The organism is Spirillospora sp. CA-128828 (assembly GCF_050945415.1).
Lineage (GTDB): Bacteria > Actinomycetota > Actinomycetes > Streptosporangiales > Streptosporangiaceae > Spirillospora.
Map to the genome: position 1 here is coordinate 2,714,396 of NZ_CP191986.1, position 17,112 is coordinate 2,731,507.

A 17,112-nucleotide genomic window follows, 5' to 3' on the forward strand; every position below is an offset into this window, starting at 1 on the left:
GGCGTCCGCGAGAAGGGCGGGGCCCGGCCGGTGACCCGATACGCTGATAGGCGATCCCAGAAGCTTTCCAAGGACGGTCCAGACACGTGTTCGAGACGCTCTCCGACCGGTTGACGACGGTCTTCTCGTCGCTGCGCAGCAAGGGCCGGCTCTCCGAGGCAGACATCAACGCGACGGCCCGCGAGATCCGGATCGCGCTGCTCGAGGCCGACGTCGCGCTCCCCGTGGTCAAGGACTTCATCGCGCGGGTCAGGGAGCGGGCGCGGGGCTCGGAGGTCTCGCAGGCGCTGAACCCCGCGCAGCAGGTCGTCAAGATCGTCAACGAGGAGCTCATCACCATCCTCGGCGGCGAGACCCGGCGGATCCGGCTGGCCAAGACTCCGCCGACCGTGATCATGCTCGCCGGCCTGCAGGGCGCCGGCAAGACCACCCTCGCCGGCAAGCTGGCCCGGTGGCTGAAGCAGGAGGGCCACACGCCGATGCTGGTGGCCGCCGACCTGCAGCGGCCCAACGCCGTCCAGCAGCTCCAGGTCGTGGGCGAGCGGGCCGGGGTGCCGGTGTTCGCGCCCGAGCCGGGCAGCGGCGTCGGCGACCCGGTGGACGTGGCGCGCCGCTCGATCGACCAGGCCAGGCACGCCCAGCACGACTTCGTCGTCATCGACACCGCCGGCCGGCTCGGCATCGACGCCGAGATGATGCAGCAGGCCATCGACATCCGCGACGCCGTCAAGCCGGACGACGTGCTGTTCGTCGTCGACGCCATGGTCGGCCAGGACGCGGTCAACACCGCCCAGGCGTTCATGGACGGCGTCGGCTTCGACGGCGTTGTCCTCACCAAGCTCGACGGCGACGCGCGCGGTGGCGCGGCGCTGTCGGTCCGGCACGTCACCGGGCGTCCCATCATGTTCGCCTCGACGGGCGAGAAGCTGGAGGACTTCAGCGTCTTCCACCCGGACCGCATGGCGGGCCGGATCCTCGACATGGGCGACATCCTCACCCTGATCGAGCAGGCCGAGCAGGCGTTCGACGCCGAGCAGGCCGAGAAGATGTCCAGCAAGTTCGCCTCGGGCGAGGACTTCACGCTGGAGGACTTCCTCGAGCAGATGATGATGATCCGCAAGCTCGGCCCGATCGGCAACCTGCTCGGGATGATGCCGGGCATGGGGCAGGTCCGCGACCAGATCAGCCAGATCGACGACAAGGACCTGGACCGGATCGCCGCGATCATCCGCTCGATGACCCCGCAGGAACGCGCCCAGCCCAAGATCATCAATGGCTCCCGGCGGGCCCGCATCGCGCGCGGCTCGGGCGTCGGCGTCGGCGAGGTCAACAGCCTGGTCACCCGCTTCTTCGACGCGCAGAAGATGATGCGGCAGATGGCCGGCGGCATGGGCCTGCCCGGCATGCCCGGCGGACGCCGCAAGGCGACCAAGGCGGCGAAGGCGGCCAAGAGCAAGAAGGGCAAGCAGCGCAGCGGCGACCCGCGCAAGCGCGCCGGGGGCAAGGGCCGGCCGGACCAGCAGCCGGCGGCCGACGGCACGCCGCAGGGCCTCCCGCCCGGCCTCGGCGGCGGACCGGCGGGCGGGCTCCCGCCGGGTCTCGGCGGTCAGCTCCCGCCCGGCTTCCAGATGCCCGACCTGAACAAGCTCCAGGGCCGCAAGAAGAAGTGAACCGCCCGGCGGCCGCCTTGTGAGCCGCCGGGTTCCGGTGGGGTCGGGTATCGCTCTGATGTCCGGTTGATCGATGGTGCGGCAGGGGCGACACCCGCGCATGCGATTGCGCTTTTGCGCCGGGCGTCTGGCAGAATGACAGGCTGGAAACCCGGACTCGCGAGGCGCCCTCTCTCGTCCTGCGCGGCCGGAGTCCATCGGACGGCCGCGAGCCGGTGTTCCCCACCTGGCGCGGGCTCGTCCATCCGTAATGAAGTTGGAGTACACCACACCCGTGGCAGTCAAGATCAAGCTCAAGCGTCTGGGGAAGATCCGGAACCCGCAGTACCGGATCGTCGTCGCCGACGCCCGCACCAAGCGTGACGGGCGCGCCATCGAGGAGATCGGGCTCTACCAGCCCAAGCAGGAGCCGTCGCTCATCCAGATCGACTCCGAGCGGGCGCAGTACTGGCTCGGCGTCGGCGCGCAGCCGACCGAGCCCGTCCTCAACCTGCTGAAGATCACCGGCGACTGGCAGAAGTTCAAGGGCGAGCCGGGCGCCGAGGGCACCCTCAAGGTCGCCGAGCCGAAGGCCGACAAGAAGGCCACGTTCGAGGCCGCCGTCAAGGAGTCGCTGGGCGACGACGAGGCCGCCGGCACCGCGACCCGGGGCAAGAAGAAGGCCGAGCCGAAGAAGTCCGAGGCGAAGGCCACCGAGACCGACGAAGCCAAGAGCGAGGGCTGACGTGCTCGAAGAAGCGCTCGAGCACCTGGTCCGCGGGATCGTGGAGAACCCGGACGACGTCCGGGTCCGCGCCCGCCGGATCAGGGGCGGCCGGGTCCTCGAGGTGCGCGTGCACCCCGAGGACCTCGGGAAGGTCATCGGCCGAAGCGGGCGCACCGCCAAGGCCCTCCGCACGGTGATCAGCGCCCTGTCCGGGGGCCGGTACGTGCGGGTCGACCTCCTCGACGTCAACGAGGTCCGCTGAGTGGCGTCCCGATGAGCGAACCGCTCGTGGTGGGACGGATCGGACGGCCGCACGGGGTTCGCGGTGAGGTCACCATCGACGTCCGCACGGACGATCCGGAGTCCCGGTTCGCCGTCGGCACGGTGATCGCCACCGACCCCGGCACCGCCGGTCCGCTCACCATCGAGCGGGCACGCCGGCATTCGGGACGCCTGCTCGTGCGCTTCGCCGGGATCGGCGACCGCGACGCCGCGGAGGCCCTCCGCGGCGCCTGGCTCGTCGTCGACCCCGGCGACATCCCCCCGTCCGCCGACCCGGACGACTTCCACGACCAGGAACTGATCGGGCTCGCCGTGGTCACCGCGGACGGGGCCGATGTCGGCTGGGTCGCGGAGGTCCTGCACCACGGCCAGGACCTCCTGGTCGTGCGCGGAACCGCCGGGGAGACGCTGGTCCCCTTCGTGACCGCGCTCGTCCCCGAGGTGGACGTTTCCGGGGGGCGGCTCGTGATCGACCCGCCCCCCGGACTGCTCGACCCATCATGAGACTCGACATCGTCACGATCTTCCCCGAGTACTTCGCTCCGCTGGAGATCTCCCTCCTCGGCAAGGCCCGGCGCGCCGGGCTGCTGGACGTCCACGTCCACGACCTGCGCGAGTGGACCCACGACCGGCACCGCACCGTCGACGACACTCCGTACGGCGGCGGCCCCGGCATGGTCATGAAACCCGACCCCTGGGGCGAAGTCCTCGACACCCTCTTCCCCCCGCCCTCTGGCGGGGTGTCCTCCGACCTCCCGTCACTTGGCGGGGTGTCCTCCGAGCGTCCGTTCCCTGGTGGGGTGTCCTCTGACCTCCCGTCATCTGGTGGGGCGGTGGTCGGCGCGGGGGCGCAGGGGTCGGCGGGTGTGCGGGCGGGGGAGGTGCCGCGGCTGATCATTCCGACGCCGAGTGGACGTCCGTTCACGCAGGCCGACGCGGTCCGGTACGCGGCCGAGCCCTGGCTGGTGTTCGCCTGCGGGCGCTACGAGGGCATCGATTCCCGTGTCGCCGAGGAGGCCCGCACACGGATGCCCGTGGACGAGGTCAGCCTCGGCGACTTCGTGCTCGCCGGCGGAGAGGTCGCCGTCCTGGTCATGGTGGAGGCGATCGGGCGTCTCCTGCCCGGCGTCCTCGGCAACGCCGACTCCATCGCGGACGACTCCTTCGCTCCCGGTGCCATGGAGTCGCTCTTGGAAGGGCCCGTCTACACCAAGCCTCCCGTCTGGCGCGGGCGGCCTGTTCCGGACATTCTCCTGTCGGGCCACCATGGCGCGATCGCCCGCTGGCGACGCGACGAGGCGCTCCGGCGGACGGCGCGGCACCGTCCCGAACTGCTCGATCGCCTCGACCGGGAAGTCCTCGACAAGCGGGACCGGGCCGTGCTGCGCGAGGCCGGTTTTCCGGTTGACGGCGAAGATATGGCAGACTAGAGCGTCCGTGCGTGCAGACTGCACGGCACCCCAAGACCACTTTCCGCGGCGCGACGCCCCCACGAAAGACCCACCGGGGCCTCTCGACGCCCGCGTTCGACCACGAGGAACCGCTGCGATGCACACCCTGATCCAGGAGATCGAAAAGGCCGCCATGCGCGCCGACGTCCCGGACTTCCGCCCGGGCGACACGCTGAAGGTGCACGTGCGCGTCACCGAGGGCAACCGGAGCCGTATCCAGGTGTTCCAGGGCGTGGTGATCCGGCGGCAGGGCGGCGGCGCCCGCGAGACCTTCACCGTCCGGAAGGTCAGCTACAGCGTCGGCGTCGAGCGGACGTTCCCGATCAACAGCCCCTCCATCGACAAGATCGAGGTCGTCACCCGCGGCGACGTCCGCCGCGCCAAGCTCTACTACCTGCGCAACCTGCGCGGCAAGGCCGCGCGCATCAAGGAGAAGCGCGAGCACTGAGCCGATGAACGCCGACGCCCCGGGAACCCTCGACGGTGACCGGGGCGTTGCCCGTTCTGGACGGAGAAGATCGGCTTGGCCGTCGGCGACACGCCCAGGCGCGGCGTCCCATGGGCCCCGCGCCGCTAGGCTTTCGCTCTGATGACTGACGAGGACGATCGGAGAGACGTGCGATCCGAAGCCGAGGGCGCGGTGCCCGAAGAGAAGGAGCCCGTGGACTCGGCCGAGGAGACGGCCGACGGCTCCGAAGAGGACGGCAAGCGCAAGAAGAAGCAGGGCTCCTTCTGGAAAGAGCTTCCCGTCCTCATCGTGGTGGCCGTCGTGCTCGCCCTCGTCATCAAGGCGTTCGCGGTCCAGGCGTTCTACATCCCGTCCGGCTCCATGGAGAACACCCTCCAGGTCGGCGACCGCGTCCTCGTCAACAAGATCGTCTACCACACCCGGGACATCGCCCGCGGCGACGTCATCGTCTTCAACGGCCTGGACTCCTGGGACCCCGAGGTCCAGGTCGAGGAGCCGAGCAACCCGATCTCCAAGGCGCTGCGCGCGGTCGGCACCGCCTTCGGTGTGGCGCCCAACGAGAAGGACTACATCAAGCGCGTCATCGGCATCCCTGGCGACCACGTCAAATGCTGTGACGCACAGGGCCGCGTCACCGTCAACGGTGTCCCGCTGGACGAGAAGTCCTACATCTTCACCGACCCGATCACGCACGAGCAGAACAAGCCGTCGAACGACCCCTTCGACGTCACCGTGAAGCCGGGCCAGCTCTGGGTGATGGGCGACCACCGGGAACTGTCCTACGACTCCCGCTCCCACCGCGGCGACCCCGGCGGCGGCACCATCCCCACCGACCGGGTCATCGGCCGCGCCTTCGTCATCGTCTGGCCGCTGAACCGCATCGACACGCTCCCGATCCCCGGCACCTTCAAGCAGCACGCCCTGGAGAAGCCGGCCGCCGCCGCCCTGCCCGCCGCCCCCTACGCACTGGGCATCCTCGGCACCCTTCCCTTCGCCTACCTCCGTCGCCGCCACCGCCTGAGAAACACCTGACAGAGGTGGACACCACCCGACGGGGTCCGACCCGGCACCTGACGGGCTTCGGGTCTTGAACGGGACCCGTAGGCATGCGGTGAGCGGCCGTGTCTCCGGTCCCCGGCGGCCGGCGGTCCTCGACGTAGTGGGACATATGACGGCAAGGGGTGTTCGGGGAGCGGCCGGGGCCCCCGGGGACGTACGCTGCGGAGCATGAAGGGTCGTCCACTCCGCTTCACGCCGCGCCGGGACGCAGGGCTTTTCGCGTACGAGCGTGCCCTGGGCCACGCCGGGTTCAGCCCCGTCGCCGGAGTCGATGAGGCGGGACGGGGCGCCTGCGCGGGGCCCATGGTCGTCGGAGCGGTGATCCTTCAGGGCGGACGCGGCAGGATCGACGGCCTTGCGGACTCCAAGCTGCTCACCCCCGCACGCCGCGAGGAGCTGTACGCGGAGATCACCAAGCGTGCGTACGCGTGGAGCGCGATCGTCATCCCCTGTCATGACATCGACCGCATCGGCCTCCACCGGTGCAACATCACCGGGATGCGGCGGGCCCTGGCCGCCCTGGACGAGCGGCCCGCCTACGTGCTCAGCGACGGCTTCCCTGTCCCGGGCCTGGACGTCCCCGGCCTCGCCATGATCAAGGGAGACCAGGCCGCCGCCTGTGTGGCCGCGGCGTCCATCATCGCGAAGGTCACCCGGGACCGGATCATGGTCGAACTCCACGAGCGCTACCCGGAGTACGGCTTCGACGTCCACAAGGGCTACGTCACCCGCGCGCACGGCAAGGCGCTCGACTTGCACGGACCTTGTGCGGAGCATCGGTTCTCCTACGTCAACGTCGGACGTGCCTTGCGTAACAATGGAGATGTGGTCCTGGAGGAGGAGACCGAGGGGGAGCTCCCCGGAGAGGACCGCACGGAAGGGGCACGAGCGTGAGCGCCGAGGATCTCGAGAAGTACGAGACCGAGATGGAGCTGCAGCTCTATCGCGAGTACCGGGACGTCCTCGGCCTTTTCAGCTACGTCGTCGAGACCGAGCGCAGGTTCTACCTCACCAACTCCGTCGACCTCCAGGTGCGCAGCGTCGACAACGGCGAGGTCTTCTTCGAGGTCACGATGCAGGACGCCTGGGTCTGGGACATGTACCGCCCCGCCCGCTTCGTCAAGAACGTCCGCGTCGTCACCTTCAAGGACGTCAACGTCGAAGAACTGGCAAAGAGCGACTTCGAACTCCCCTCCGACCAATAACCACCCCACCCCTGCGCCGCCCCGCCGCTGCGCTACCTCACCCGGCGCTACCTCACCCGGCGCTGCGTCGCCCTGCCGCTGCGTCGCCTCGCCTCCGCGCCACCCCGCCTCCGCGCCACCCCGCCTCCGCGCCACCCCACCCCCGCGTCGCCCCGCCGCTGCGCTACCTCACCCGGCGCTACCTCACCCGGCGCTACCTCACCCCGGCGCTACCTCACCCCTGCGTCGCCCCGCCGCTGCGTCGCCCCGCCTCCGCGCCATCCCACCCCTGCGCCATCCCACCCCCGCGTCGCTCCGCCGCTGCGCTACCTCACCCGCCGCTGCGTCACCCCACCCCTGCGTCACCCCACGCCTGCGCCCCCGACCGGCGCCTTCCCCTCCCCGGCGGTTCCGCGCCGCACCGTTGTTCAGGCCGCGGTGTTCCCCACCCCCTCGGTGTTCACCGGGCCGCGCTGCTGTCCGTGCCGCTGCCCCGGCTGCTGTCCGGGCTGTGGTGGTCCCCTTGGTGTGCTCTGGGGTGCGGGTCATCGCGGTGCCTCCCTGAGGTTGTCCGGTTGCTTCGCTGGGGGGCTGGTGGGGGATTTGGTGGACTTTGTCAGGCGCCAGCCGGCGGGGGCGCGTTCTATGAAGCCGGCGGCGGCCAAGAGGCCGAGTTTGGCGTTGATGGTGTTCAGGTCCACGCCCGCCTTGACGGCGAGCTGGGCGGGCCCGGTCGCGCCTCGGGCCGGGAACGCCTCCAGGACGGATCGGGTGACCGGTTCCAGGCGGTCGCGCGGCAGGACGGGTGTGTCCGGGAGCGGGGCCAGGTCGGCCCCGATGCGGCCGACGGCCTCGATGATCTCCTCGGGGCGGGTGACCAGGGTGGTGCCCTCCTCCCGCAGGAGCCGATGGCAGCCGGCCGATGAGCGGGACGTGATCGGGCCCGGCACCGCCATGACGATGCGGCCGAGCTTCGCCGCCCAGTTCGCGGTGTTGAGCGCACCGCTGCGCGCCTCCGCCTCGACGATGACCGTGCCCCTGGAGAGGGCCGCGATCACGCGGTTGCGGACGAGGAAGCGGAGCCGGTGCGGGTGGGTGCCCGGCGGTGACTCGCTCACCAGGAGCGACCGCCGTGCCATCTCCGCGAAGAGGCCCTCGTTGGACGCCGGGTAGGGGACGTCGACGCCGTTGGCGAGGACCGCGACGGTGGGCCCGTCGGCGGCCAGCGAGCCGCGATGGGCGGCCGCGTCGATCCCGAGGGCGCCGCCGGAGATCACCGTCCAGCCGTCGTCGGCGAGCTCGGACGCGAAGTCGGCGGCGGTGCGCAGGCCGTAGGGGGACGCGGCGCGGGAACCGACGATGGCGACCGAACGCAGGCAGCCGTAGCGCAGGTCGCCGGGACCGCGCAGCCACAGGGCGTACGGCCGGCCGGCGCCGAGATCGTCGAGGGTCGTCGGCCATTCGGGGTCTCCCGGGCAGATGAGGCGGCCGCGGAACTGCGCGCAGACGGCCATGTCCTGGTCGGGCTCCGCGGCGATGAGACGGATCCGCCAGTTGTCGAGACGCTGGAGCTCCTTGGGGGTGGCGGGCAGGCCGTGGGGGAGCCGGGTAGTGCGGATCGTTTCGAGCGCCTCCTCGGGACCGCAGTGGTCGATGATCCGGTTGAGGAAGGCGTCGCCGGGTTCCGCGACCGCGGTCAGGGTGGCGCGGGCGGTTCGCTCGTCGCTCATTGGCGCCCCGCCGACCACAGGGCGAGGGCCCCGCCGATGTCGTCCGGACCGGGCTCGTCATGGCCGGCCAGGTCGGCGATCGTCCAGGCGACCCGCAGGACGCGGTCCAGCCCTCGCGCGCTGAGCGTTCCTCTCTGCAGGGCTTCGTCGGCTCCCCGCATCGCCTCCTGAGGCGGGGTGAAGCGGCGGCGCAGTTCCGGCCCGGGGACCTCGGAGTTGGACCGCCACGGGGTGCCGGTCAGGCGGCTGAGCGTCCGTTCGCGGGCGAGCAGGACGCGTTCGGCCACCACTTTGCTGGACTCCGCGAACTCCAGGTCGTAGCGGAGTTCGGCGCGGCTGGCCGGGGTGAGCTCCAGTTTGAGGTCGATGCGGTCGAGAAGGGGGCCGGAGACGCGGCTGGTGTACTTGCGGCGGATGCCCGGGGCGCAGGAGCAGTCGATCTGCTTCGCAGCGGCGCACGGGCACGGATTCGCCGCGAGGACGAGCGTGAACCGTGCGGGGAAATGCGCCATCCCCTCGATGCGGTTGATCCGTACCACGCCCTCTTCGAGAGGCTGGCGGAGGGCGTCGAGCGTCCCGTGCATGAACTCCGGGGCCTCGTCCAGGAAGAGGATGCCGCGGTGCGCGAGGGACACGGCGCCCGGCTGGAGCACACGGCCCGAGCCGCCGCCGACCATCGAGGCGCGGGAGGCGGTGTGATGCGGCGCGTAGAACGGCGGCTGGGTGACCAGCGGCTGGCCCGGCCGGAGGGTCCCGGCGACGGAGTGGATCGCCGTGACCTCCAGCGCGATCTCGGGCTCCAGGGGCGGCATGAGGGTCGGGAGCCGCTCCGCGAGCATCGTCTTGCCGCAGCCTGGAGGGCCCGCGAAGAAGAGATGATGGCCTCCCGCGGCGCTGATCTCCAGGGCGCGCCGGGCCTCTGCCTGGCCCCGGACGTCGGACAGGTCGAGGTCGGGCGGGATCTCCTGCTGCCGAAGGGCGAAATTGTTGGCCACTGTGTCCGTGTCGTCTTCGTCTGCCTCTTCTATGGGCGGTGGTTCGTCCCGCAGATAGCACAGGAGGCCGCGCAGAGTGCTCGCGGACACCACTTCCATGTCCGGGACGAGTTGGGCCTCCGCAGCGTTCGCCTGTGGGACGACCACCCTGCGGCAGCCCCGGTTGGCGGCGGCCAGCACCGCGGGCAGCACGCCCTGAATGGGACGGATGCGCCCGTCCAGGCCCAGCTCGCCGATCAGCACCAGCCCCGCGCAACTGCGCGGCGGTACGACCTCGGCTGCCGCGAGTAGGGCCACCGCGATGGCGACGTCAAAGGTCGACCCCTTCTTGGGCACGCTCGCCGGGAACAGCGAGACCGTGACATGGCGGTTGGGCCAGTCCTCGCCGGAGTTGAAGATCGCGGCGCGGACGCGGTCGCGGGCCTCGCTGAGCGCGGTGTCGGGCAGGCCGACCAGATGCAGGCCGGGGACCCCGCTGGTGATGGCCGCCTCCACGTCCACGACGAGGCCGTCGACCCCGACCAGTGACACCGAGCGCGCCTTGGCGAGCGTCATCTAGCACACCTCCCGCAGGTGATCGATCGAGAAGCCGTCGCCGTCGCCGATCAGGCCGAGGACGTCCACCCGCACGGGTGCGCCGCCGACACCGTGTGCGGCGGCCCACTTCCAGGCAAGCCGGCGTAACCGGGCCGCCTTGTCGGCGGTGATCGCTTCGAGGGGGTCTCCGAACCGGGCCGATCGGCGGGTCTTCACCTCGCAGACCACGTGCCGCCGGCCGTCATGGGCGACGATGTCGAGCTCGCCCTCGCGGCACCGCCAGTTGCGGTCGAGGATCGTCCAGCCGAGCTTGGACAGGTACTCGGCGGCGGCGTCCTCGCCGCGGCGGCCGAGACTGATGTGGGCGTTCATGGGGCCTCACCTCCGGTCTCCGACAGTGCCGGGGCGTCACGGTGCGTATCGATAGAACGACGTTCTGTGGATAACGCGAGAGCAAATGCGGCGATCCGCCGGAAAGCGGTGTTCGGTGCTTGCTTCGGCCGGGACGGTGGCGCAGCGTGGCGCCTGTGACGAACGCGCTGGAGGACGCCGTCTCGGACTTCGGGCGCCGGCTACGCGCCGAACGGGACGTCTCGCCGCACACACTGCGGGCCTATCTCGGGGACCTGGCCGACCTGTGCGGCTACGCGGCCGCCATCGGCGTGACCGAACCCGCGGCGCTGGACGTCTCGCTGTTGCGAGCCTGGCTCGCCCGTCAGCACGCCCTCGGCCGGTCCCGCGCAACGCTGGCGCGCCGGACGGCCGCCGTCCGTGCGTTCACTCGCGATCTACATCGGCGCGGGCTTCTCGGGGACGACCCAGGGCTCCTGCTGGGCACGCCCAAACGGCAGCGTGATCTCCCTGAGGTCCTCACCCAGGACGATGCGGCACGCCTCCTGGACACCATGGACGCCCAAGGGCCCATGGGACTCCGTGATCTGGCCGTCCTGGAAGTGCTCTATGGAACCGGCGTCCGAGTCAGCGAACTGTGCGGCCTTGACATAGACGACCTGGACATCGGACGCGGAACCGTCCGTGTCCTAGGGAAAGGGGGGCGAGAGCGCACGGTTCCCGTGGGGGAGCCTGCTTCCCGCGCCGTCCAGGACTGGCTGCGCGCCGGACGCCCCGCTGTCGCGACCGAGAGCAGCGGCCCCGCGCTCTTCCTGGGAGCTCGCGGCGGCCGTCTTCATCCCACGAGCGCCCGCCGTATGGTCCACGCACGAATCTCCGAGGTTGGAAAGATGCCTGACCTGAGCCCGCACGGGCTGCGCCACAGCGCCGCCACCCATCTCCTCGAAGGCGGCGCCGACCTGCGAAGCGTCCAGGAGATCCTCGGGCACGCCTCCCTCCAGACCACCCAGATCTACACCCATGTATCAGCCGAACGCCTCAAACAGGTGCACCGTCAAGCCCACCCGCGAGGTGCCCGAGATAGTTGACCACCATCGACCGGGCGGACCCCACCGACCGCCTGCATCGTGCGCGGGGGATCGGTGGGGTGCTCAAGCCTCGTGAGCGGCAGGCAGGTGCTACCGAGCGCGGCGCAGGTGACGCTCTTGGGACAGGTTGATCACGCCTGGCGGTGGACGGCGCCGGCGGTGCAGGCGGTAGCGGACGCGGGTGCGGCGCCAGGCGAAGGCCAACGCGAAGGCAAGGACCATGCCCGTCAGTGCTCCGCCCGTCGCCGTCGTGGCGTCGCGCAAGCCCATCTTGGGCTGGGGTGTCGGCTCCGAGGTGTGCTGCTTCTGGGGAGGCACGGGATGCGGCCAGTGTGGAAGCAGGCGTACCTGACGCTGGACGAGGTTGAGCGGATCCAGATAGAGGGCACCGCGGCGCAGGCCCCAGTGCAGGCACGTGACGGGGCAGTGGACCATCCCGCCCTCCAGGACGCCGATCCGGGTGCCGAAAGCGACCTGACGGCCCACGCGCACACTGGGACGGACGGGCAGATACGTGGTCCGCAGGAAGCCGTGGTCGATCGCGACGACCCCTCGCCCCGCCAGATCGCCGGCGTACGAGACGCGCCCCGGACCTGCGGCGTAGACGGTCTGCCCGGGGCGCGCCGCGAGGTCCACGCCGCGATGGCCGGAACCCCACGGGGAGGCTGGCGGCGAGAACCCCCGCACGACCCGCGGGGCGGGCGGGCCTAACGGCCAGCGCCACGCGTCCAGAGTGGGCGTCCCGAGGGCGATCATGCAGCTGAGGAGCACCGTGAACAGGGTCATGAACCGAACCCTGCCGGTCGCCGGCCGGTCCGTCGACGACGTCCGCCAACTGTGGATAACCGCCGCGGACCGTTGATGCCCGGCCACGTCCGCGCCCTGATAATCTGTAGTCGTGCTTGAAAGGGCACCGGCCAGGGCCAGGCCGTCGCCGATCCGTCCAAGGGCGGAGAGGCGGGAAGCCGCTCCCAGAGCGGATGGGACCCGGACCCGGCAACGGGTCGCAGCCGCCTGGAGGTGTCCCGGCGGCTGATTTCACGCGTCCGCATGCCACCGCAGGTCTTGGTGGGGCGCAGTCCCTCGGTCCGTCGCCTCGGCGACGGTGGGGCCGCACCCGGGCGCAGGCAGATAACCAAATGCGGCCCTGCAGGGCCAGAGAAGGAGAACACGGGCAATGGCACCCGTCGTCACCATGCGGCAGCTCCTTGAGAGCGGCGTCCACTTCGGCCACCAGACCCGCCGGTGGAACCCGAAGATGAAGCGCTTCATCCTCACCGAGCGCAACGGCATCTACATCATCGACCTCCAGCAGTCGCTGTCCTACATCGACCGCGCATTCGAGTTCGTCAAGGCCACGGTCGCCCACGGCGGCACGATCCTGTTCGTCGGCACCAAGAAGCAGGCGCAGGAGTCCATCGCCGAGCAGGCCACCCGGGTCGGCATGCCCTTCGTCAACCAGCGCTGGCTGGGCGGCATGCTCACGAACTTCTCCACCGTCCACAAGCGGCTCACCCGGCTCAAGGAGCTGGAGGAGATCAACTACGACGACGTGGCCGGCTCCGGCATGACCAAGAAGGAGCTCCTCGGGCTGCGCCGCGAGAAGGACAAGCTGGAGCGCACCCTCGGCGGCATCCGCGACATGGCGAAGGTTCCGAGCGCCATCTGGATCGTGGACACCAAGAAGGAGCACATCGCGGTCAACGAGGCCAAGAAGCTCGGCATCCCGGTCGTCGCGATCCTCGACACCAACTGCGACCCCGACGAGGTCGACTACCCGGTCCCAGGCAACGACGACGCCATCCGCAGCGTCAGCCTGCTGACCCGCGTCGTCGCGGACTCCGTCGCGGACGGCCTCATCGCGCGCGCGGGCGCCTCGCCCAGCGGCGACGAGAAGCCGGCCGAGGGCGCCGCGGCCACGGGCGCCGAGGAGCCGCTCACCGAGTGGGAGCGCAACCTGCTGGAGAACAAGCCGGCCGAGGGCGCCGACGCGCAGGCCCCCGCGGAGGGCGAGCCGGCGGAGGCCGAGGCGGCGAAGGCCGAGGACGCCACCGAGGCCACCGAGGTCGCCGAGGCCCCCGAGGCCCCCGAGGCTGCTGAGGCCCCCGAGGCTGAGGCCACTGAGGCCACTGAGGTCGCCGAGGCCCCTGAGGCTCCCAAGGCCGCCGAGGACGAGCAGGCTTGATCCCGGGGTCCCGGCGGCTCCGCACGGACGCCGCCGGGACCGTCGCGGGTCCACGACCAACGACGAGAGAAGCGAAGAGAGCGATGGCCAACTTCACCGCCGCTGACGTCAAGCGGCTGCGCGACCTGACCGGCTCCGGCATGATGGCCGTGAAGAACGCCCTCACCGAGGCGGACGGCGACTTCGAGAAGGCGACGGAGCTGCTGCGCCTCAAGGGCGCCAAGGATGTCGGCAAGCGCGCCGAGCGCACCGCCGCCAACGGCCTGGTCGCCGAGCACTTTGCGAACTCCGGTGACGGGGCGCTCCTGGAGCTCAACTGCGAGACCGACTTCGTCGCCAAGAACGCGCAGTTCATCGAGCTCGCCCAGCGCCTGGTCGAGTTCGCCGCCGGCAGCGGCGTCGCCGACGCCGCCGCCCTGCTGACCGCCGAGATCGAGCCCGGCAAGACCGTCCAGGCCCTGGTCGAGGAGAACAGCGCCAAGATCGGTGAGAAGCTGGAGCTGCGCCGCTTCGCCCACTTCCAGGGCACCTACGTGGCGAGCTACCTGCACAAGTCCGACCCGTCCCTGCCGCCGACCACCGGCGTGCTGGTCGAGCTGGACACCGAGAACGCCGAGGTCGCCAAGGACGTCGCCCAGCAGATCGCGGCGATGGCCCCCAAGTACCTCACCCGCGAGGAGATCCCCGCCGAGGCGATCGAGAAGGAGCGGGCGCTCGCCGAGCAGCTCACCCGCGACGAGGGCAAGCCCGAGAAGGCCATCCCGAAGATCGTCGAGGGCAGGGTGAACGCCTACTTCCGCGACTTCGTCCTCGTGGAGCAGGCGTTCGTGAAGGACAACAAGAAGACGATCGCGAAGGTCCTCGACGAGGCCGGCGTGAAGGTCGTCCGCTTCGCCCGGTTCAAGGTCGGGCAGGCGTAAGGGCACTCTGGAAACGAGTACCCGAAGATATAGCGACGCAACGAGGAGGCCGCCGACGTGCCGGACAAGACGACCAGTAGCGCGACGGCGGCCTCGTCGTCCGGGCAGCACGCGCCGCGTGCGGGCTGGAAACGAGTCCTGCTGAAGCTCTCGGGCGAAGCCTTCGCAGGACGCGACCCGCTCGGCATCGACCCCGAGGTCGTCCAGCATGTCGCCGAGGCCATCGCCGAAGCCGTCCGCGACGGCGTGCAGGTGGCGGTCGTCTGCGGCGGAGGCAACATGTTCCGCGGCGCCGTCATGGCCGAACGCGGCATGGACCGCGGACGCGCCGACTACATGGGGATGATCGGCACCGTCATCAACTGCCTCGCCCTGCAGGACTTCCTTGAAAAGCTCGGTCTCGACACCCGCGTGCAGACCGCCATCACCATGAGCCAGGTGGCCGAGCCGTACATCCCGCGGCGCGCCATGCGGCACCTGGAGAAGGGCCGTGTGGTCATCTTCGGTGCGGGGCTCGGCCAGCCGTTCTTCTCCACCGACACCAGCGCCGCGCAGCGCGCGCTGGAGATCGGCGCGGAGGCGGTGCTGAAGGCGACACAAGTGGACGGTGTCTACGATGCCGATCCCCGAAAGAATCCAGACGCGGTCAAGTTCGACCGTTTGGATTACGGTGAAGTTCTACAGCGGAGCCTGAAGGTCATGGACGCCACGGCCATCAGCCTCTGCATGGACAACGCGCTCCCTATCGTGGTCTTCGACCTGATGGGGCAGGGCAACATCGTCCGGGCCGTCCGGGGTGAGAAGATCGGCACGCTGGTCAGCCCGGCGCAGGGCTGACCGCAGCCCGCAGCCGCGCCGCGGGCGACGCGGAACCGCAGGGACCATGGCCGACCAGATGACATGGGAGTCACAGTGATCGACGAGACCCTCCTCGAAGCAGAGGAGAAGATGGAGAAGGCGGTCGCGGTCGCCAAGGAGGACTTCCAGGCCATACGCACCGGCCGCGTCACCCCGGCGATGTTCAACAAGATCACCGCCGAGTACTACGGGACGCCGACGCCGATCAACCAGCTCGCGTCGTTCACGCTGCCCGAGCCGCGGATGGTCATCGTCCAGGTCTTCGACAAGTCGTCCATGCAGGCGGTGGAGAAGGCCATCCGGGACAGTGACCTCGGTGTGAATCCCACCAACGACGGCAACGTCATCCGTGTCGTGTTCCCGGATCTGTCCGAGGAGCGCCGCAAGGAGTTCATCAAGGTCGCCGGCACCAAGGCCGAGGAGAGCCGGGTCTCGATCCGCAACATCCGGCGCCGCGCCAAGGACGCCCTTGACAAGCTCGCCAAGGACGGCGAGGTCGGCGAGGACGAGGTCAGGCGTGCCGAGAAGGAACTCGACGACACGACGCACCGCTACGTGGCGCAGATCGACGAGCTGCTCGAGCACAAGAAGGCCGAACTGCTCGAGGTCTGATGGAACTCGACGACGCCGGGGAGCCCTCGGGCTCCCCGGATGAGCCGGAGGCCGACATGGCCGGCCCGCCCCCCGGAGAAGCAGTGGACTCGCCCCCCGGGCAGGGACCGGACGGCCCCGCCGAGGACGCCCCCTCCTCCGACGGCGCGACGCCCGCGGACAAGCGCGAGAGCAGGACGGGCCGCAACCTTCCGATCGCCATAGGTGTGGGCGTCGCGCTCGGCGCGCTCGTGCTTCTGTCGCTCTACACCGTCAAGGAGATCTTCCTTGGCGTGATGGTCGTCTTCCTGTTCCTCGGCATGCGGGAGCTGACGGAAGCGTTCAAGAGTCGCGACATCCGCGTCCCGTTCATCCCGGTCGCGACGGGAATGGTCGGCACGCCCGTCGTGGCGTACGTGTGGGGGGCCACCGCCACGATCGCGGCGGTGTCCCTGACGGTGCTGGCGCTGCTCATGACGCGCATGACCGAGGGCGCGGCCGGATATGTGCGGGACGTCGCCGCCGGGTCGTTCGTGTCCGTCTACCTGGTGCTGATGGGCGGCATCGTCGCGCTGCTCATGCGGCCGGACGACGGTGACCATCGCATCGTCATCTTCATCGCCACCACCGTCGCCAGCGACATCGGCGGCTACTTCGCCGGGTCGTTCCTCGGCAAGCACAAGCTGGCGCCGACGATCAGCCCGAAGAAGACCTGGGAGGGCGTGACCGGCTCGGCCGTCACCTGCATGATCGTCGGCGGGTGGCTGGTGTGGTGGCTCCTGGACGGCGGGCACGTCTGGCAAGGGGTGATCATCGGGCTGGCCGCCGTGGTCACCGCGACCGCCGGCGACCTCGTCGAGTCGATGATCAAGCGCGACCTCGGCCTCAAGGACTTGGGAACGCTCCTGCCCGGCCACGGCGGCGTCATGGACCGCCTCGACTCCCTGGTCGCGACGGCCCCCGTCGTGTGGCTTCTGCTGGAACTGTTCGTCCCCAGCTAGGACGTTCCTAGGACGACGCCTGTTGGCGTCGTCGC

General features: G+C 70.3%; 19 protein-coding genes. 15 read left to right on the plus strand and 4 right to left on the minus strand.

Annotation, left to right across the window (positions count from 1 at the left end; all coding sequences use genetic code 11):
* Positions 1–86: 86 nt before the first annotated feature.
* The 9 genes from ffh (at position 87) to ACQPXG_RS13615 (ending at position 6,842) form a co-directional block, all read left to right on the plus strand.
* Positions 87–1,670: a signal recognition particle protein gene (ffh, locus tag ACQPXG_RS13575; protein WP_433468016.1), complete on the plus strand. Its 1,584-nt coding sequence runs from the start codon at positions 87–89 to the stop codon at positions 1,668–1,670.
* Positions 1,671–1,944: 274 nt separating this feature from the next.
* Entirely contained in the window at positions 1,945–2,394 is a 450-nt protein-coding gene (gene rpsP, locus ACQPXG_RS13580; RefSeq protein ID WP_433468017.1) for a 30S ribosomal protein S16, read from the plus strand.
* A gap of 1 nt (position 2,395) precedes the next feature.
* A complete protein-coding gene (locus ACQPXG_RS13585) occupies positions 2,396–2,638 on the plus strand; it encodes an RNA-binding protein (protein WP_021598307.1) in 243 nt (80 codons plus the stop codon).
* Between the two features lie 11 nt (positions 2,639–2,649).
* Entirely contained in the window at positions 2,650–3,162 is a 513-nt protein-coding gene (gene rimM / locus ACQPXG_RS13590) for a ribosome maturation factor RimM (protein ID WP_433468018.1), read from the plus strand.
* A complete protein-coding gene (trmD, locus tag ACQPXG_RS13595) occupies positions 3,159–4,088 on the plus strand; it encodes a tRNA (guanosine(37)-N1)-methyltransferase TrmD (RefSeq protein ID WP_433468019.1) in 930 nt (309 codons plus the stop codon). The genes rimM and trmD overlap by 4 nt, the downstream gene beginning before the upstream one ends.
* 118 nt (positions 4,089–4,206) lie before the next feature.
* Positions 4,207–4,557: a 50S ribosomal protein L19 gene (gene rplS / locus ACQPXG_RS13600; protein ID WP_433468020.1), complete on the plus strand. Its 351-nt coding sequence runs from the start codon at positions 4,207–4,209 to the stop codon at positions 4,555–4,557.
* A gap of 168 nt (positions 4,558–4,725) precedes the next feature.
* A complete protein-coding gene (lepB, locus tag ACQPXG_RS13605; RefSeq protein WP_433468021.1) occupies positions 4,726–5,610 on the plus strand; it encodes a signal peptidase I in 885 nt (294 codons plus the stop codon).
* A gap of 195 nt (positions 5,611–5,805) precedes the next feature.
* Positions 5,806–6,531 carry a ribonuclease HII gene (locus tag ACQPXG_RS13610; protein WP_433468022.1) on the plus strand — a complete coding sequence of 242 codons (726 nt, stop codon included), beginning with the start codon at positions 5,806–5,808 and terminating at the stop codon, positions 6,529–6,531.
* A complete protein-coding gene (locus ACQPXG_RS13615; protein WP_433468023.1) occupies positions 6,528–6,842 on the plus strand; it encodes a DUF2469 domain-containing protein in 315 nt (104 codons plus the stop codon). Before ACQPXG_RS13610 ends, ACQPXG_RS13615 begins: the two co-directional genes overlap by 4 nt.
* A 524-nt stretch (positions 6,843–7,366) precedes the next feature.
* Here ACQPXG_RS13615 and dprA read toward each other — a convergent pair.
* Genes dprA through ACQPXG_RS13630 form a run of 3 tightly spaced genes read right to left on the minus strand, consistent with a single transcriptional unit; the run spans position 7,367 to position 10,455 of the window.
* The gene (gene dprA / locus ACQPXG_RS13620) at positions 7,367–8,551 is read right to left on the minus strand and encodes a DNA-processing protein DprA (protein ID WP_433468024.1); all 1,185 of its coding nucleotides are present in this window, start codon (positions 8,549–8,551) and stop codon (positions 7,367–7,369) included.
* Complete coding sequence (locus tag ACQPXG_RS13625; protein WP_433468025.1) at positions 8,548–10,101, minus strand: YifB family Mg chelatase-like AAA ATPase; 1,554 nt, start codon at positions 10,099–10,101, stop codon at positions 8,548–8,550. The genes dprA and ACQPXG_RS13625 overlap by 4 nt, the downstream gene beginning before the upstream one ends.
* Complete coding sequence (locus tag ACQPXG_RS13630) at positions 10,102–10,455, minus strand: YraN family protein (RefSeq protein ID WP_433468026.1); 354 nt, start codon at positions 10,453–10,455, stop codon at positions 10,102–10,104.
* Between the two features lie 155 nt (positions 10,456–10,610).
* Between ACQPXG_RS13630 and ACQPXG_RS13635 the strand changes: the two genes are divergently transcribed.
* Positions 10,611–11,522, plus strand: coding sequence for a tyrosine recombinase XerC (locus tag ACQPXG_RS13635; protein ID WP_433468027.1), 912 nt, complete (start codon positions 10,611–10,613; stop codon positions 11,520–11,522).
* A 90-nt stretch (positions 11,523–11,612) separates the two neighbouring features.
* Here the strand turns inward: ACQPXG_RS13635 and ACQPXG_RS13640 are convergent, their stop codons facing one another.
* On the minus strand, positions 11,613–12,308 hold the full coding sequence (locus ACQPXG_RS13640) for a murein hydrolase activator EnvC family protein (RefSeq protein WP_433468028.1): 696 nt from the start codon (positions 12,306–12,308) through the stop codon (positions 11,613–11,615).
* 391 nt (positions 12,309–12,699) lie between these two features.
* Here ACQPXG_RS13640 and rpsB point away from each other — a divergent pair, with 391 nt between their 5' ends.
* The 5 genes from rpsB (at position 12,700) to ACQPXG_RS13665 (ending at position 17,077) form a co-directional block, all read left to right on the plus strand.
* Entirely contained in the window at positions 12,700–13,707 is a 1,008-nt protein-coding gene (rpsB, locus tag ACQPXG_RS13645) for a 30S ribosomal protein S2 (protein WP_433468029.1), read from the plus strand.
* An 83-nt stretch (positions 13,708–13,790) separates the two neighbouring features.
* The gene (gene tsf, locus ACQPXG_RS13650) at positions 13,791–14,627 is read left to right on the plus strand and encodes a translation elongation factor Ts (RefSeq protein ID WP_433468030.1); all 837 of its coding nucleotides are present in this window, start codon (positions 13,791–13,793) and stop codon (positions 14,625–14,627) included.
* Positions 14,628–14,765: 138 nt separating this feature from the next.
* Complete coding sequence (pyrH, locus tag ACQPXG_RS13655) at positions 14,766–15,464, plus strand: UMP kinase (RefSeq protein ID WP_433469958.1); 699 nt, start codon at positions 14,766–14,768, stop codon at positions 15,462–15,464.
* 75 nt (positions 15,465–15,539) lie between these two features.
* Complete coding sequence (gene frr / locus ACQPXG_RS13660; RefSeq protein ID WP_433469959.1) at positions 15,540–16,097, plus strand: ribosome recycling factor; 558 nt, start codon at positions 15,540–15,542, stop codon at positions 16,095–16,097.
* Entirely contained in the window at positions 16,097–17,077 is a 981-nt protein-coding gene (locus tag ACQPXG_RS13665; protein ID WP_433468031.1) for a phosphatidate cytidylyltransferase, read from the plus strand. The genes frr and ACQPXG_RS13665 overlap by 1 nt, the downstream gene beginning before the upstream one ends.
* Positions 17,078–17,112 lie beyond the last annotated feature (35 nt).

What these genes read in the sequence shown, in the direction of transcription:
- rimM (WP_433468018.1), top strand. Translation starts at nt 2,650, where the DNA reads ATGAGCGAACCGCTCGTGGTGGGACGGATCGGACGGCCGCACGGGGTT.
- trmD (WP_433468019.1), top strand. Translation starts at nt 3,159, where the DNA reads ATGAGACTCGACATCGTCACGATCTTCCCCGAGTACTTCGCTCCGCTG.
- rplS (WP_433468020.1), top strand. Translation starts at nt 4,207, where the DNA reads ATGCACACCCTGATCCAGGAGATCGAAAAGGCCGCCATGCGCGCCGAC.
- ACQPXG_RS13610 (WP_433468022.1), top strand. Translation starts at nt 5,806, where the DNA reads ATGAAGGGTCGTCCACTCCGCTTCACGCCGCGCCGGGACGCAGGGCTT.
- dprA (WP_433468024.1), bottom strand. Translation starts at nt 8,551, where the DNA reads ATGAGCGACGAGCGAACCGCCCGCGCCACCCTGACCGCGGTCGCGGAA.
- ACQPXG_RS13625 (WP_433468025.1), bottom strand. Translation starts at nt 10,101, where the DNA reads ATGACGCTCGCCAAGGCGCGCTCGGTGTCACTGGTCGGGGTCGACGGC.
- ACQPXG_RS13630 (WP_433468026.1), bottom strand. Translation starts at nt 10,455, where the DNA reads ATGAACGCCCACATCAGTCTCGGCCGCCGCGGCGAGGACGCCGCCGCC.
- ACQPXG_RS13640 (WP_433468028.1), bottom strand. Translation starts at nt 12,308, where the DNA reads ATGACCCTGTTCACGGTGCTCCTCAGCTGCATGATCGCCCTCGGGACG.
- rpsB (WP_433468029.1), top strand. Translation starts at nt 12,700, where the DNA reads ATGGCACCCGTCGTCACCATGCGGCAGCTCCTTGAGAGCGGCGTCCAC.
- tsf (WP_433468030.1), top strand. Translation starts at nt 13,791, where the DNA reads ATGGCCAACTTCACCGCCGCTGACGTCAAGCGGCTGCGCGACCTGACC.
- ACQPXG_RS13665 (WP_433468031.1), top strand. Translation starts at nt 16,097, where the DNA reads ATGGAACTCGACGACGCCGGGGAGCCCTCGGGCTCCCCGGATGAGCCG.